This window comes from Brenneria uluponensis (assembly GCF_032395385.1).
GTDB lineage: Bacteria > Pseudomonadota > Gammaproteobacteria > Enterobacterales > Enterobacteriaceae > Prodigiosinella > Prodigiosinella aquatilis.
Window position 1 is genome coordinate 2,916,993 of record NZ_CP135917.1, and the last position, 16,515, is coordinate 2,933,507.

At 49.7% G+C, this 16,515-nt stretch carries 11 protein-coding genes and 2 pseudogenes; 8 read left to right on the forward strand and 5 right to left on the reverse strand.

Going from position 1 to position 16,515, the window contains the following annotated elements; genetic code table 11:
* Nucleotides 1–17: 17 nt before the first annotated feature.
* From cmk to serC, 3 genes are all read right to left on the reverse strand, one after another.
* Nucleotides 18–695: a (d)CMP kinase gene (gene cmk, locus RS889_RS13680; RefSeq protein WP_315707678.1), complete on the reverse strand. Its 678-nt coding sequence runs from the start codon at nucleotides 693–695 to the stop codon at nucleotides 18–20.
* Nucleotides 696–877: 182 nt separating this feature from the next.
* The gene (aroA, locus tag RS889_RS13685) at nucleotides 878–2,167 is read right to left on the reverse strand and encodes a 3-phosphoshikimate 1-carboxyvinyltransferase (protein ID WP_315707679.1); all 1,290 of its coding nucleotides are present in this window, start codon (nucleotides 2,165–2,167) and stop codon (nucleotides 878–880) included.
* A gap of 240 nt (nucleotides 2,168–2,407) precedes the next feature.
* Nucleotides 2,408–3,493: a 3-phosphoserine/phosphohydroxythreonine transaminase gene (serC, locus tag RS889_RS13690; RefSeq protein WP_315707680.1), complete on the reverse strand. Its 1,086-nt coding sequence runs from the start codon at nucleotides 3,491–3,493 to the stop codon at nucleotides 2,408–2,410.
* A gap of 253 nt (nucleotides 3,494–3,746) precedes the next feature.
* Here serC and ycaO point away from each other — a divergent pair, with 253 nt between their 5' ends.
* The 4 genes from ycaO to pflA all read left to right on the forward strand — a co-directional run bounded on the left by ycaO (nucleotide 3,747) and on the right by pflA (nucleotide 10,382).
* Nucleotides 3,747–5,510, forward strand: a complete 1,764-nt coding sequence (gene ycaO, locus RS889_RS13695; RefSeq protein WP_315707681.1) for a 30S ribosomal protein S12 methylthiotransferase accessory factor YcaO — start codon at nucleotides 3,747–3,749, stop codon at nucleotides 5,508–5,510.
* 549 nt (nucleotides 5,511–6,059) lie between these two features.
* Entirely contained in the window at nucleotides 6,060–6,917 is an 858-nt protein-coding gene (gene focA, locus RS889_RS13700) for a formate transporter FocA (protein WP_315707682.1), read from the forward strand.
* Between the two features lie 58 nt (nucleotides 6,918–6,975).
* Nucleotides 6,976–9,258, forward strand: a complete 2,283-nt coding sequence (pflB, locus tag RS889_RS13705) for a formate C-acetyltransferase (RefSeq protein ID WP_315707683.1) — start codon at nucleotides 6,976–6,978, stop codon at nucleotides 9,256–9,258.
* Between the two features lie 389 nt (nucleotides 9,259–9,647).
* A complete protein-coding gene (pflA, locus tag RS889_RS13710) occupies nucleotides 9,648–10,382 on the forward strand; it encodes a pyruvate formate lyase 1-activating protein (protein WP_315711053.1) in 735 nt (244 codons plus the stop codon).
* Here the strand turns inward: pflA and RS889_RS13715 are convergent.
* Nucleotides 10,376–11,680: a cytosine permease gene (locus tag RS889_RS13715; RefSeq protein WP_315707684.1), complete on the reverse strand. Its 1,305-nt coding sequence runs from the start codon at nucleotides 11,678–11,680 to the stop codon at nucleotides 10,376–10,378. The two genes, pflA and RS889_RS13715, sit on opposite strands and share 7 nt — an antisense overlap.
* Nucleotides 11,681–11,948: 268 nt before the next feature.
* On the opposite strand from RS889_RS13715, the pseudogene RS889_RS13720 reads away from it, so the two are divergent.
* From RS889_RS13720 to RS889_RS13735, 4 genes and pseudogenes are all read left to right on the forward strand, one after another.
* Nucleotides 11,949–12,620 (forward strand): annotated as a pseudogene (locus RS889_RS13720) (LysR family transcriptional regulator); the annotation flags it as partial.
* Nucleotides 12,621–12,705: 85 nt separating this feature from the next.
* Nucleotides 12,706–13,878 (forward strand): IS21 family transposase, encoded by a 1,173-nt coding sequence (istA, locus tag RS889_RS13725; RefSeq protein WP_315707433.1) that lies wholly within the window; start codon nucleotides 12,706–12,708, stop codon nucleotides 13,876–13,878.
* The gene (gene istB, locus RS889_RS13730) at nucleotides 13,878–14,675 is read left to right on the forward strand and encodes an IS21-like element helper ATPase IstB (protein WP_315707434.1); all 798 of its coding nucleotides are present in this window, start codon (nucleotides 13,878–13,880) and stop codon (nucleotides 14,673–14,675) included. Before istA ends, istB begins: the two co-directional genes overlap by 1 nt.
* Nucleotides 14,676–14,730: 55 nt before the next feature.
* A pseudogene (locus tag RS889_RS13735) lies at nucleotides 14,731–15,012 on the forward strand (LysR family transcriptional regulator); the annotation flags it as partial.
* Here RS889_RS13735 and RS889_RS13740 read toward each other — a convergent pair.
* The gene (locus tag RS889_RS13740) at nucleotides 15,009–16,160 is read right to left on the reverse strand and encodes an MFS transporter (RefSeq protein ID WP_290182552.1); all 1,152 of its coding nucleotides are present in this window, start codon (nucleotides 16,158–16,160) and stop codon (nucleotides 15,009–15,011) included. The pseudogene RS889_RS13735 and the gene RS889_RS13740 sit on opposite strands and share 4 nt — an antisense overlap.
* Between the last annotated feature and the right edge of the window lie 355 nt (nucleotides 16,161–16,515).

Below are 16,515 nucleotides of genomic sequence, written 5' to 3' on the forward strand. Positions count from 1 at the left end.
TCATTGTTTTTCGTTGCTCAGAATAAAACCTGACGTACGTACGCCAGTGCCCGTTCAACGACTTCATCCAGTGCCATATCTGTTGAATCCAGCACCAAAGCATCTGGGGCTGGCACCAGCGGCGCAACAGAGCGAGTCCGGTCACGGTTATCCCGTTCCTTTATCTCGGACAAAAGACGTTCAAAGTTAACACTAAAGCCACTTTCCTGCAACTGTAGCATGCGGCGTTGCGCACGTTCTTCCGCGCTGGCATCCAGAAATATTTTTACTGCCGCATCGGGAAACACCACTGTTCCCATATCCCGACCATCAGCAACCAATCCTGGCGCTTCACGAAACGCCCGCTGGCGGCGCAACAACGCCTCTCGCACCCGAGGAAAGGCGGCCGTCTGAGATGCCGTGTTACCCACCGCTTCAGTTCTAATTTCATTACTGACATCTTCACCTTCAAGAATGATCTTCAACTGCCCATTCTCTGGGATAAACCGTACATCCAAATGAGTTGCCAAGGGAACCAGGGCGTCTTCCGCAGTAATATCCACCTGATGATGCAGTGCTGCCAGCGCCAGTACCCGATAAATCGCACCGGAATCCAGCAGGTTCCACTGCAAAGCCTCTGCCAGCCCTTTGCATAAAGTACCTTTGCCCGCGCCACTCGGTCCGTCGACCGTAATCACTGGTGCAGTCGCCACCATTTCATTCTCCTTCAGGGAAAAACAATCCCGTCATTGTGTAGACAATATGGTAGAGCATTATACGCATCTCTGGCGATAATCGTTAAATTAAAGACTTATCCTCGCAATAAATAGGGCAAAATCCGAAGAGGGCGGAGGAAAAAACTATGTCCAGGGTATTCACCCACCCTAGACATTTTGGATTACACGTGTTGACTCAGCCGTTCCAACTGGTCGAAATAGTCCGGGAAAGTCTTCGCCGTGCATTTCGGGTCCATAATTGTGACAGGCGTGTCAGATAACGCGACCAACGAAAAACACATTGCCATGCGATGATCATTGTAAGTAGCAATGTTTGCCGCCTGTAGCTGCTGTGGCGGCGTAATACGGATGTAATCCTCACCTTCTTCAACCTCGGCACCGACTTTGCGTAATTCTGTCGCCATCGCAGCTAATCGATCGGTCTCTTTTACGCGCCAGTTATAGATATTCCGCAGGGTGGTCGTTCCCCCTTGAGCAAATAGCGCAGTAGTCGCAATCGTCATCGCCGCATCGGGAATATGATTCATATCCATGTCAATAGCATGAAGTTCACCACGCTGGCATTCGATATAATCGTTACCCCAGCGGATTTTCGCGCCCATTTTTTCCAGTACATCAGCAAAACGGATATCACCTTGCACACTGTTACGACCCACGCCGGTTACGCGGACTGTCCCGCCCTTGATCGCGGCCGCGGCCAGAAAATAGGATGCTGAGGACGCATCACCTTCCACCAGATAATCACCCGGAGAATGATAATGTTGATTCCCGGTCACCATAAAGTGCTGGTAATTATCGTTATCCACCTCAATTCCGAAGGTTTTCATCATATGTAGCGTGATGTCGATATAAGGTTTGGATACCAGCTCACCTTTGATACTGATCCGGGTATCGTTTCCCGCCAGCGGCGCCATCATCAAAAGCGCTGTCAGAAACTGGCTGGAAACGCTGCCATCGACACTGATTTCTCCGCCCTGAAAACCGCCGTAAAGACGCAGAGGCGGATAGTTTTCCTGCTCCAGATAATCAATTCTTGCACCACCTTGACGTAACGCGTCCACCAAATGGCCGATGGGGCGCTCTTTCATTCGCGGTTCACCTGTCAGCACAACGTCACCGGCAGTCAGGCACAGCGCGGCGGCCAGCGGACGCATTGCCGTACCGGCATTCCCCAGAAACAACGCTAGCGGAGTCTCAACCGTGAACGCGGTTCCCAGCCCAACGATGTCACACCGAGTACGATCGTCTGAGAGTTGATAACTGACACCCATTGCTTGCAGGGCATTGAGCATGTGACGCACATCATCACTATCCAGCAGATTGGTCAGGTGGGTAGTGCCTTCAGCTAGCGCAGCCAGTAACAGTGCACGATTGGATACGCTTTTCGAACCGGGCAAATTGAGGGTGCCATTAACTAATTTAATAGGATGTAGAGTCAGGGATTCCTGCATGTGAAACACATTCTCCAAAAGCATTGATATAAAAACCCCGGCAACACAACCGGGGGTTTTAAAATAACAGCGACGTTGTCGGTTCAGAATGAAGATAACCGCTCTGATGCTACACGGTGTCATTTCCGCATAAGCGAGGATTTATCAACAATATATCCACATCAGGTTGAAACCCTGCCTCAGCAGGGAGACGAAACCTTTATCAGCAATCTCGGAACATCGTCGCCTTGATGCGGGTTATCAGCCGTGACGGCGTTCAAAATCGACCATAAACTCAGTCAGTGCTTGTACACCAGCCAACGGCATCGCGTTGTAAATAGATGCGCGCATCCCTCCCACTACCCGGTGACCTTTCAGCGCATGCAGACCTGCGGCCTGAGCCTCCTGCAAGAACAGGCTGTCCAGCGCCGAATCCGCCAGCAGGAACGGAATGTTCATGCGTGAACGGTTAGCGGGTGACACATCATTGCGATAGAAGCCACTGCCATCAATCGTAGAATAGAGCAAATCAGCTTTCGCCTGATTGCGTTTCTCCATATCAATCAAGCCGCCTTGTTCTTTCAACCATTTGAATACCATACCGGAAAGATACCAGGCAAACGTTGGCGGGGTATTGAACATGGAGTCGTTATCCGCCAGTACCTTATAATCCAGAATAGAAGGCAGCTCACGACGAGCCTTGCCCAACAGATCGTCCCGCACGATGACCACCGTCAGCCCTGCCGGACCGATATTTTTCTGTGCGCCGGCATAAATGACGCCGTAACGACTGACATCAATCGGGCGGGACAGAATGCTGGAGGAGTAGTCTGCCACCACGACTTTGTCGCCAAAATCAGGCTCTTCTTCGATAGCCAGCCCGTCAATAGTCTCATTCGGACAATAATGAACGAAGGCGGCATCATCAGACAGAGACCACTCACGCATCGGTTTTACTGCGCGCAAACCATCAATCCGGGTTTTAACATCAATAGTATTCGGCGTGCAGTATTTTTCCGCTTCATTAATAGCGCTGTGTGCCCAGTAGCCGCCGTCAATATAGTCAGCTTTATCGCTGCTACCGAGAAGATTGAGCGGCACAGCGGCAAATTGCGCACGCGCACCGCCGTGGCAGAATAACACCTTATAGTTGGGAGGGACTTTCATCAAATCACGTAAATCTTGCTCGGATTCTTTGGCAACCTGAATAAACTCTTTACTACGGTGGCTGATTTCCATCACCGAAGTACCCAGACCATGCCAATTGCATAATTCCTGTTCTGCCCGACGTAACACTTCTACCGGCAACATTGCTGGACCGGCACTAAAATTGAAAACTTGAGTCATGTCCCCTCACCACATATCTATAACCGCGACCATATTTAGCACATTCGTGCCGCCGCATTTGTTTTTGCCCTGCTACCGGTTTTATCACTCGGCTTACGCTCCTGCAACGCTTATTACGCGCTGTAGACGAAAACTTTAGCACCGTATTCAGCGATCTTCCTCACTGTTACCCATCTGTTACAGAATAAATAGAGTCGGCACGCAAAAGCCCGTATTATGCGGTTTCTATTTAAAACATCACCGAGTGAGTGCCATGACTCAAACGTTTATCCCAGGCAAAGACGCCGCCCTGGAAGATTCCATCGCCCGTTTTCAACAACAGCTCCTCAATCTGGGGTTTAACATCGAAGAAGCCTCGTGGCTGAATCCGGTTCCTAATGTTTGGTCAGTACACATTCGTGATCGCGACTGCGCGTTGTGCTTCACCAATGGTAAAGGCGCGACGAAAAAGGCAGCATTGGCCTCCGCGCTGGGTGAGTATTTTGAGCGCCTGTCTACCAACTATTTTTTTGCTGATTTCTATCTGGGCAAGGAGATTGCCGAAGGCGATTTCGTGCACTATCCAGATGAAAAATGGTTTGTGCTGCCGGAAGATGACACGCTGCCGGACGGTATTCTGGATGCGCGCCTGCGCGCATTTTACGATCCGGAGCATGAACTGGCAGCCAGCGACCTGGTCGACCTGCAATCCGGTAACGCCGCCCGCGGCATCTGCGCGCTGCCCTTTACCCGTCAGTCCGATCAGCAAACGATTTATATTCCGATGAACATCATCGGTAATCTGTATGTTTCCAACGGCATGTCCGCCGGTAATACCGCCAATGAGGCCCGGGTTCAGGCGCTTTCCGAAGTTTTTGAGCGTTATGTGAAAAACCGGATTATTGCGGAATCTATCAGTTTGCCGGAAATTCCATCTGCGGTTCTGGCTCGCTATCCCACCGTGATTGAAGCGATTGCCGCACTGGAAAAAGAAGGCTTCCCGATTTTTGCCTATGACGCTTCTCTTGGCGGTCAGTATCCGGTCATTTGTGTCGTACTGTTTAACCCCGATAACGGTACCTGTTTCGCCTCTTTTGGCGCACACCCGGATTTTGGCGTGGCACTGGAACGTACCGTAACCGAACTGTTGCAAGGGCGGAGTCTGAAAGATTTAGACGTATTTACGCCCCCTACTTTTGATAGCGACGAAGTCGCAGAACACACCAATCTGGAAACCCATTTTATCGATTCCAGCGGTCTGATTTCCTGGGACATGTTCCGACAAAAAGCCGACTATGATTTTGCTGACTGGGATTTCAGTGGCACGACCGAGCAGGAATTTGCCACGCTGATGTCCATTTTCCGCAAGGAAAATAAAGAAGTGTATATCGCCGACTACGAGCATCTTGCTGTGTATGCCTGCCGAATCCTGGTGCCGGGTATGTCTGACATTTACCCGGCCGAAGATCTATGGCTGGCCAACAGCAGCATGGGCGCACATCTGCGGGATACCTTGCTGACATTGCCTGACAGCCAGTGGGAACCACAGAATTATCTGGAATTACTGCAACAACTGGATGATGAAGGGCTGGACGATTTCACTCGGGTACGTGAGCTGCTGGGTATTGCCTCCGGCAAAGATAACGGCTGGTTCACATTGCGCATTGGTGAACTGAAAGCCATGCTCGCGCTCGCGGGTGGCGATCTGGATCTGGCACTGAGTTGGGTCGAATGGTCGCAGGACTTCAATCAGTCTGTCTTCAGTGCCGAACGCAGCAACTATTACCGTTGTTTGCGCACACTGCTGCAACTGGCACTCGAACCAGAACGCGACCCGGCACAGTACTATGATGCTTTCGTAAAAATGTACGGGCAGGATACGGTAGATGTCGCCAGCGCAGCCATCGCCGGAGAACAGTGTTTCTATGGGTTGTTTGCGATAGATGCCGAGCTGAAGGCGTTGCCTGCGCATCAGTCACTGCTGGCCGCCTACGAAAAGCTACAGCAGGTTAAACGTAAACATTGGCAAAAGCAGTAGTCGCGCTGCATATCGACAGTGCTGACCGCGGCAAGCGCCTGTGCCACAGGAGCTTGCCATTTTTTTCGTAAAATAGAATAGCCATGCGCCGTAAAGAATACATTCCCATTAGCGGTGTTTTTATTTTACACTTCTGCATATTCTTTTTTTATCGTCAATTAACCTTGTTTTTATTATGGTTAATTTTACTTTTCTGACGATATGTCATTATTTATTTACCGCCATTTCGTTTGGTGAAAATATGCTGACAGCAATATTGTTAGCAAATGGTGAACAAGTAATTAAATATCGTCGAAGTAGCAAACTGAATTACTACAAAACCTTATTTTTTTTAACGCTTGATTGGTATTGAAGAACGGGTTCATTCAACTCTTTTTGTAAAATTTAAAAAAATTTTTCTTTTTATTTTTCATATAATTAGACATAAAAATAAGGATTAAACCCCGCTTAATAACCCCAATAGTTTCTGCCAATATGATCCATATCAATTTTTGGATTATACTGCTTTGTTAATATCTCGACGCTGATAAATTTTAAGAGAGAGTTAGTGTGAAAGCTGACAACCCCTTCACATTGTTATTACCTGCCGCCATGGCGAAAGCTGCTGAAGATGCCGGCGTTTATAAAGCGACAAAACAGCCGCTGACTACTTTTTATCTGGCAATTACTGCCGGTGTTTTTATCTCTATTGCATTTGTTTTTTATATTACCGCCACCACTGGATCAACCGTTATGCCATTTGGTGTAGCAAAATTGATTGGTGGCATCTGCTTTTCTCTCGGGCTGATGTTGGTGGTAGTCTGTGGTGCAGACTTGTTTACTTCGACGGTGTTGATCGTCATTGCCAAGGCCAGTGGCCGAATCACCTGGAAACAACTCGCCTTCAACTGGATAAACGTGTACATCGGCAACTTGATCGGCGCCCTATTCTTTGTTGCGTTAATCTGGTTTTCTGGTGAACACATGGTGGCGAACGGATCCTGGGGGCTGAATGTTATGCAAACAGCCAATCATAAGCTGGAGCATACCTTTGTCCAGGCGCTCTGCCTCGGTATTTTGGCCAATCTGATGGTCTGCCTGGCCGTATGGATGAGTTATTCCGGCCGCAGCCTGACCGACAAGATGTTCGCCATGATCCTGCCGGTTGCCATGTTTGTGGCCAGCGGCTTTGAGCACAGCATCGCTAATATGTTTATGATTCCGATGGGGATCGTGGTGAAGAACTTCGCCTCTGCCGAATTCTGGCATGCCATCGGCATGGTACCCACACAATTTGAGCATTTAACCGTTAGTAACTTTATTACTAATAACCTGATTCCAGTCACGATCGGCAACATTATTGGTGGGGGGTTGATGGTAGGCTTGACCTATTGGGTTATTTATTTGCGCGGTGGAGAAAAGCACTAAGGTGCTATCGGCCGCAACATCGGGTTCTAAGAAATCCATATCTAAAGGTAGGTGTAAAATGACCGAGCTGAATGAAAAATTGGCCAGTGCATGGCAAGGTTTTAGCAAAGGTGAATGGCAGGATGGAGTTAACGTTCGTGACTTCATTCAGAAAAACTACACGCCGTATGAAGGTAATGAATCTTTCCTGGCTGGTGCCACCAAAGCGACGACTGCGTTGTGGGATCAGGTAATGGAAGGCGTTAAACAGGAAAACCGCACTCACGCGCCTGTTGATTTCGATACCGATATAGCCGCCACCATCACGTCTCATGATGCGGGCTACATCAACAAGAATCTGGAAAAAATCGTTGGTTTGCAGACTGATGCTCCACTGAAACGTGCACTTATTCCGTTTGGTGGCATCAAGATGATTGAAGGTTCCTGTAAGGTCTATGGCCGTGAATTGGATCCGCAACTGAAGAAAATCTTCACCGAATACCGTAAAACTCACAACCAGGGCGTATTTGATGTTTATACCCCAGATATCCTGCGTTGCCGTAAATCCGGTATTCTGACCGGCTTGCCAGACGCCTACGGCCGTGGCCGTATCATCGGTGACTACCGCCGCATCGCGCTGTACGGTATTGACTACCTGATGAAAGACAAGTTTGCCCAGTTCACTTCTTTGCAGTCCAGACTGGAAAACGGTGAAGATCTGGAAGCGACCATCCGTCTGCGTGAAGAAATTGCTGACCAGCATCATGCCCTGAGCCAGATTAAAGAAATGGCTGCCAAATATGGTTGCGACATTTCAGGTCCGGCTACCAATGCATGTGAAGCGGTTCAGTGGACATACTTCGGCTACCTGGCTGCGGTTAAGTCTCAGAACGGTGCAGCGATGTCCTTCGGCCGCGTGTCCAGCTTCCTGGATATCTTTATTGAACGCGATCTGAAAGCTGGCAAAATCACTGAAGAACAGGCTCAGGAACTGGTCGACCATTTAGTAATGAAACTGCGTATGGTACGCTTCCTGCGTACACCAGAATATGATGAACTGTTCTCAGGTGACCCGATCTGGGCAACCGAGTCTTTGGGTGGTATGGGCCTGGATGGTCGTACTCTGGTTACCAAAAACAGCTTCCGTTTCCTGAATACCCTATACACCATGGGGCCATCACCGGAACCAAACATCACGATTCTGTGGTCTGAAAAACTCCCGCTGAACTTCAAGAAATTTGCCGCCAAAGTGTCCATCGATACCTCTTCTCTGCAATATGAGAATGATGATCTGATGCGTCCTGACTTCAACAGCGATGACTACGCTATTGCCTGTTGTGTCAGCCCGATGGTGGTTGGTAAACAAATGCAGTTCTTTGGTGCCCGTGCAAACCTGGCAAAAACCATGCTGTACGCTATTAACGGCGGTGTGGATGAAAAAATGAAAATGCAGGTTGGTCCTAAATCTGCACCTATCATGGGTGATTTGCTGGACTTTGATGAAGTGTTGGAACGTATGGATCACTTCATGGACTGGCTGGCTAAACAGTATGTCACTGCGTTGAACATCATTCATTACATGCATGACAAGTACAGCTACGAAGCCGCTTTGATGGCACTGCATGACCGTGACGTCTATCGCACCATGGCTTGTGGTATCGCTGGTCTGTCTGTAGCAGCTGACTCCTTGTCTGCCATCAAGTATGCCAAAGTCAAACCGATCCGTGACGAAGACGGCCTGGCTATCGACTTTGACATCGAAGGTGAATACCCGCAGTTCGGTAACAACGACTCACGCGTTGATGACCTGGCCTGTGACCTGGTTGAACGTTTCATGAAGAAAATTCAGAAACTGACCACCTACCGTGGCGCGGTACCGACTCAGTCCATACTGACCATTACGTCTAACGTAGTTTACGGTAAGAAAACCGGTAACACTCCAGATGGTCGTCGCGCTGGCGCTCCGTTCGGACCCGGTGCCAACCCGATGCACGGTCGTGACCAGAAAGGTGCTGTTGCTTCGCTGACCTCTGTTGCCAAACTGCCGTTCGCCTATGCTAAAGATGGTATTTCTTACACCTTCTCTATCGTTCCGAATGCGTTGGGTAAAGATGATGACGTGCGTAAATCCAACCTGGCAGGTTTGATGGATGGTTACTTCCATCATGAAACCAGCATTGAAGGCGGTCAGCACCTGAACGTGAACGTGATGAACCGTGAAATGCTGCTTGATGCAATGGAAAACCCGGAAAAATATCCGCAGTTGACCATTCGCGTATCAGGTTATGCCGTGCGGTTTAACTCACTGACCAAAGAACAACAGCAAGACGTTATTACCCGTACTTTCACTAAGTCCATGTAATTGGCTGACTGATACGGTGTAAATACTCCGGCTCCACTTTGGTGGGGCCTTTTTTTCATGCACGGTCAGAGAAACACTGTCAGAGGAAAAGATACCCTGAAAATACCTGTTTTCACTATTTCAATGCAGATTTGCCACGCATTTTATACCGAATAGAGGTAAAATTCAGACGTTGTGAATCTCCGGTGCATTCCGTAATTCAATCGTTCCTGCTCTAGTATGTCTTTTGCTTCGGAACGCTGGCTGATGCCACGCTCCTTAGCTCAATGAGAGGAATGCCACTATACTGTCCACAATGCTGAACCTGTTGGTGTCACTGATTATCTATGAATGAGTTAACCCAGAGCGTTACCCTTGAGTCTCCTGAAGCAACCAATGCCACCCCTGTGGTGAAAGGTCGCATCCACTCTTATGAATCCTGCGGTACCGTTGATGGCCCGGGAATTCGTTTCATTGTCTTTTTCCAGGGTTGCCTGATGCGTTGTCTGTATTGCCACAACCGCGATACCTGGGATACCCACGGTGGCAAGGAAATTACCGTTGACGAGTTGATGAAAGAAGTCGTGACCTACCGGCATTTCATGAATGCATCCGGTGGCGGCGTTACCGCTTCTGGCGGCGAAGCCATTTTACAGGCCGAATTTGTGCGTGACTGGTTCCGCGCCTGTAGAGAACAAGGTATTACTACCTGTCTGGATACCAATGGTTATGTCCGCCGTTACGACCCGGTGATTGACGAATTGCTGGATGTTACCGATCTGGTCATGCTGGATCTGAAACAGATGGATGACAGTATTCATCAGAATCTGGTTGGCGTGTCCAATCACCGTACACTGGACTTCGCCCGCTATCTGGCCAAGCGCAACCAGCGGACCTGGATCCGTTACGTCGTCGTTCCCGGTTGGACTGATGATGACAGGTCAGTCCATATGCTGGGGGAATTTACCAAAGATATGTCCAATATTGAGAAAATTGAGCTGTTGCCCTACCACGAATTGGGAAAACACAAATGGGTGGCAATGGGCGAAGAGTACAAACTTGACGGGGTAAATCCACCCAAAGCCGATACCATGGATCGGGTAAAGGCCATCCTCGCCAGTTACGGCCATAAAGTCATCTACTGATGTACGGCGGGGCGGGGCCGGCCCCATAACCCATAAATCCCCATGCCAACCAGTATCCCATCCAGCGAACTCACGGTAGTCATTGTCAGCAGATTAAAAAAATCCGGCGATGTGAGCAGACTAACCCCGCTACCGCCACACCAGGCGGCCATTGCGGTAGGGTTCAGCGATGAAGTCTGTGGGGCATTTGGCACCAAACGTGACACTCCCCAGACATAATATTCCACCAGATACACACCGGCGACGGGCGAGATCAGCACCCCCAGCAACGATAGAAACGGGGTAAAGTTGCGAACCATACCATTACGTGCCAATAACAGGCCGGCGACAGCCAATAACACTACCAGTACCGGACGCGGTAATCCCCTAACCACCACAGACAATCCCAGTGCGGCCGAAACCAGATTGCCACTGTTAGTGGTCCACTGAGCCAGAATCAGCACCACAATCGCGGAAATTCCCAGCCCGATGCTGAAAAATATTTCAATCAAATCATCGCTTCCCACCAAACGGGCTAATATCAAAGCAACCAGAATGGTGGCACTGTTACCGAAAAAGAACCCCAATCCGGCGCCCAACAGCACATCATGCCGCGTTTTGGCATAACGAGCGATATCCGGTGCCATCACCGCTGCTACAATCCAGATTGAGACAACATAGGAAATGGCGGCCCCCATACTAATAGGCGCTTTCACTGTCATCAAGGGTGGCGAGCCCTGAACGCCTGCCGCCACAACGATCCCGGAAACAATCAGTATCATCATCAGCGGTACGCTGAACATACTGAGTTTTCCCAATGCGCTGACACCCCAGATAGCCGTTAGCGCCATCAACGTCATACCAAAAATCAGAATTGGTAGTCGGCCAGGATCGAACTGATAATGTAACAACGCTTTTTGTAGCATCATGCCGAAGAAATCGAGCTGAAAAGCAAACCAGCCGAGGAGTGAAAGCGCGGCTATCAGCCCAATCAATTTGCCACCCAAACGGCCAAACACCGAGATACATAGTAGTGTGGTAGACACGCCGCAGCCATGACCGACATTGGCACATAAGGCAGCGATGACACCCAGTAATGCCGATCCGATCAGGGTTGCGCCGACAGCCTGAGGAAACAACAGTCCGCTGCTTAGAAACGTACCTAAAAAAAGACCCGAAATATCGAGTCCCATCGCCACCCAGATAAGTGTGATCACATACCAGCGTTTACGCGCGGTCTGTGGTACAATTTCGTATTCAAAATCATAGAGTTGTCGTTCTGATGGCAACGTTTCAGGTGCGGTATTTCCTTGAGACATAATTTCCCAATAACAATACAGGGTAAATAATTAGCGTAGAATAAGTATTCTATAGTTCAGACAGCAGATGACATAGAACAATTCTGCCGCCATTCGACGGCAGAATTGTTAATGAAAAACCCTGGGGTGACGCATAAACCACATTTTTTTGTGGTAACTGCCTCAAACATAGACAGTCTGAGCGTAACATAATGGGTAATTACATCGATTAAAATGAATTTATTTCAATGTTAACATCTAAATTATTTATGTTTATCAGAGACACTATATGCGCTTAGACAAACTTGAAATCCGCTGGCTGAAGCTTTTTTGTAAAATCGTAGAAAAACAGGGCATCACCAATGCTCAGGATACCACCGGGCTCAGCCAGCCGGTGTTAAGCCACTATCTTTCCCGATTGGAAGACACACTGGGGCTGATACTGTGTGAACGTGGTCGTGGTGGCTTTTCTCTGACCACCGAGGGTGAGATGGTTTATCAGGAAGCCAAATCGGTAATTGCCACACTGGATGATTTTGCTAATCGGTTGGCCAGGATTAAACACGAACTGATTGGTGAAGTCCGCATCGGATGCCTGGATAATATTGTCTCTCATCCGGCTCAAGCTGTCTCCAAGGCTATCCGCAAGCTTTACGATCTCAGTCCAGAAGCATCAGCGTACCTCAAAATCAGCGACTATCACTCCTTGATAGAACAACTGAAAAACGGCGATCTCGATGTGATGTTGACGGTACTGCCGGATGATGTTCCACCAGATATTTTTTTCCAGCCGGCGTTTACCGAGCACAGCTCTTTTTATGTGGCCAGCGAGCACGCCGTGCGCGTTGAACGGGAATGGCAGGAAGGCACCCTAAATCCCCGACGACTGTTAATAGGCGGTTACGCACTGAACGAAATTTGTAAAAAACTAGGTCCCGTTGCCAATGTTAGCGCCAGTGATATAAGACGGTAATTCACCATTAGTATTGTCCGCTCCACCCTACATGTTGTTTCCTTTAGGTTCTCACACCAGAAAGGACATCAACATGCTGAGCAGAGAGGACTTTTACATGATAAAGCAAATGCGCCAGCAGGGTGCGTACATTGTCGATATTGCGACTCAGGTGGGTTGCTCTGAACGAACTGTCAGACGCTACCTCAAATACCCTGAACCGCCAGCCAGAAAGACTCGCCACAAAATGGTTAAGCTGAAACCGTTTATGGACTACATTGACATGCGCCTGGCCGAGAATGTCTGGAATAGCGAGGTCATCCTCGCGGAAATTAAGGCAATGGGCTATACCGGCGGGCGTTCCATGCTGCGTTACTACATCCAGCCCAAACGTAAAATGCGCCCATCAAAAAGAACGGTTCGCTTCGAAACCCAGCCGGGATATCAGCTCCAGCACGACTGGGGCGAAGTCGAGCTGGAGGTTGCCGGGCTACGGTGTAAAGTTAACTTCGCGGTTAATACGCTGGGGTTCTCCCGACGCTTCCATGTCTTCGCCGCGCCAAAGCAGGATGCTGAACACACCTATGAGTCGCTGGTTCGCGCCTTCCGCTACTTCGATGGCAGTGTGAAAACTGTGCTGGTTGATAACCAGAAGGCAGCGGTGCTGAAAAATAACAACGGAAAAGTGGTGTTCAACTCCGGGTTCCTCTTGCTGGCCGATCACTATGACTTCCTGCCACGGGCCTGCCGCCCACGCAGGGCCAGAACCAAAGGAAAAGTAGAGCGGATGGTGAAGTATCTCAAGGAGAACTTCTTCGTCCGGTACCGCACGTTCGACAGCTTCGCTCATGTTAACCAGCAACTGGAGCAGTGGATGGCGGATGTTGCTGATAAACGGGAGCTTCGCCAGTTCAAAGAAACACCGGAACAGCGCTTCGCGCTGGAACAGGAGCATCTGCAGCCGTTGCCGGATACAGACTTCGATACCAGCTACTTCGACATCCGCCATGTGTCCTGGGACAGTTATATCGAGGTTGGCGGCAATCGTTACAGTGTTCCTGAAACCTTGTGTGGACAGCCGGTCTCAATACGGATCTCACTGGATGATGAGTTGCGGATCTACAGCAATGAGCAACAGGTGGCGTCACACCGACTCTGTTCAGCATCGTCTGGCTGGCAGACTGTGCCGGAACACCACGCCCCGCTCTGGCAGCAGGTCAGCATGGTAGAACATCGCCCACTGAGTGCTTATGAGGAGTTGCTGTGATGCATGAACTTGAAGCGCTGCTGAGTCGCCTGAAAATGGAGCACCTGAGCTATCACGTTGAAAGCCTGCTGGAGCAGGCGGCTAAAAAAGAGCTGAACTACCGGGAGTTCCTGTGCATGGCGCTGCAGCAGGAGTGGAACGGCAGACATCAGCGCGGCATGGAGTCCCGACTGAAGCAGGCGCGTCTGCCATGGGTCAAAACGCTGGAGCAGTTCGACTTCACCTTCCAGCCGGGCATCGATCGTAAGGTTGTCCGGGAGCTGGCCGGTCTGGCGTTCGTGGAGCGCTGCGAGAATGTAATCCTGCTGGGTCCTCCAGGTGTCGGGAAAACCCATCTGGCCGTTGCTCTCGGCGTGAAAGCGGCGGATGCAGGGCATCGGGTACTGTTCATGCCACTGGACAGACTGATCGCGACGCTGATGAAAGCGAAACTGGAAAACCGGCTGGAGCGCCAGTTACAGCAACTGAGTTATGTCCGGGTGCTGATCCTGGATGAAATAGGCTATCTGCCAATGACCAGAGAGGAAGCCGGCCTGTTCTTCCGGCTACTGAACCGTCGATATGAAAAAGCGAGCATCATCCTGACGTCAAATAAAGGCTTCGCAGACTGGGGAGAGATGTTTGGAGATAACGTGCTGGCTACGGCGATCCTGGATCGGCTGCTGCATCACTCAACCACGCTGAATATCAAAGGAGAAAGCTATAGGTTGAAGGAAAAACGTAAAGCTGGAGTGCTGACCAAAAACGCCACGCCAATCAGTGACGATGAAATGGCGGAAAGCGGACAGCATCAGTAAAGAAAGCATCTAGCGGGCATGAAAATGGCAAATAACGGTCAAAGATCGTGGCGTTGACACCAAACAAGGTTTGCAAAATACCACCTGGAACGAAGAAGGCAACTTACTGCTGCTACTGGCGGGGACACATATGGGATTCTTGCCGGATCACTATGCTACGAGTTGGGTTAAGGCTGGCCGACTCACAGCCATTGCCCCTGACCGGCTGAACCTGACCAGTATTTTTTACCTGGTGCGCAATGCCAAATATCGCCTAAGCCCGGTAGCTGAAGTGCTGTGGAATAGCATTATTGAAGCTGGTCGGCCTTCGTTAACCGAAAAAATACACCAGCCTTAGGCAGTGGCAAACGGTTTGGGATGGTGATCGCCCTTCTTCAACAGCATGACCAGATAGCAGGAAGAAACGGCGGCAATCAGCACAAACAACAACTTATCGGAGTAGTTTTGCATCAACATTGCCGCCATCCCCGGACCACATAAACTACCGATGGTATAACTGAGCAACAGCGCCTGGTTCATCGCCACCAGTTCATCTGGCAAAACTTTTTCACATGCCCAGGACATAGCCACCGGATACAGGGTAAAACCAGCGCATCCCAGAATAAACAGCGCCGGCACCATCACATAGTGACTGACACCCAGCATCACCAGACAACCGACAATCACGGCAAAGACCAATACCCGCAGCACCAGTAAACGGCCATACCGATCGGCCATCTTGCCTATCGGCCACTGCCCGACAATCCCGGCACTGATCAGCAACGCCATCCAATAACCTACCTGGGAATCACTCATGCCCTGATGAGATAAATACAACGGCATCAACCCATATAACGATCCGAGAATAACACCGGAAATGACGCATCCATGGATACCCAACCTGGCGTGACGGTATTTCATCATCCGCCATAAGTTAACATGATGTGTGACGGGTTGCGGCGGCGGGATCATGGTAAACAGTAACGGAAGCGATGCCAGCACAACCAGCGATACCACCCACGGCAATACGCTGAATATATTGGTAGGCAGAATGCTCAGCAATAATTGCCCGACCACACTCCCCAGATAGTAGGCAATCATATAAGCAGCCAACAGCTGTCCACGGTTGACTGACGTCCCACTGCACAGCAGCGCACTTTCCACTATCACCCAAATCAGCGCACAACCCACACCAGCGATAAAACGCCACAGCAACCAGTTCCAGATATCTGGTGACAGCACCAGAGCCGCCGAGGCGATGCCAAACAACAGAGAGGCAAAATAATAACTGCGGTTAAATCCGCAATAGCGAATTAATTTCCCGGCAATCAGCGTTCCCAGTAAATTTCCGCTGAAATAGAAAGACCCAACCATCCCCACTTGCCAGACTGAAACTCGTTGATAGTTAAGCCATAATGGTACCAGCGTATTCAACACAGCAATACATACCGTCAACAGCAAAAGACTGCTGAGCAGCAACAAAACTGGACGCGTGTAGGTGGACATGGGGACAGGTGACCGAGCAGAGATGATGATTTGCGCGCATCATGCCACTGGCAAAAATAAAGTCAATCGACACCCAACAGTGTGCCGCACAATTTGTTCATCACCAGGGAAAATCGGAGATGGAGGGGAGCCCATTATCCCGACGAGTATTGATGATACTTCATCCCTACAGTTTCATCGGTATTATCCACCATGGCTTACTCTCTCTTGCCTATGGGGCAATTTTATTTCCAACTTTGCGATCAACAATCAGAGAAAATTTTGCCTTGGTCTCCTAACTCTCAGGAAATAGGTAATAATATGAAAATAGCGCTACGTAATTCAGCGAGTTATCGTCGCTTTCCTCGGCAAGCAG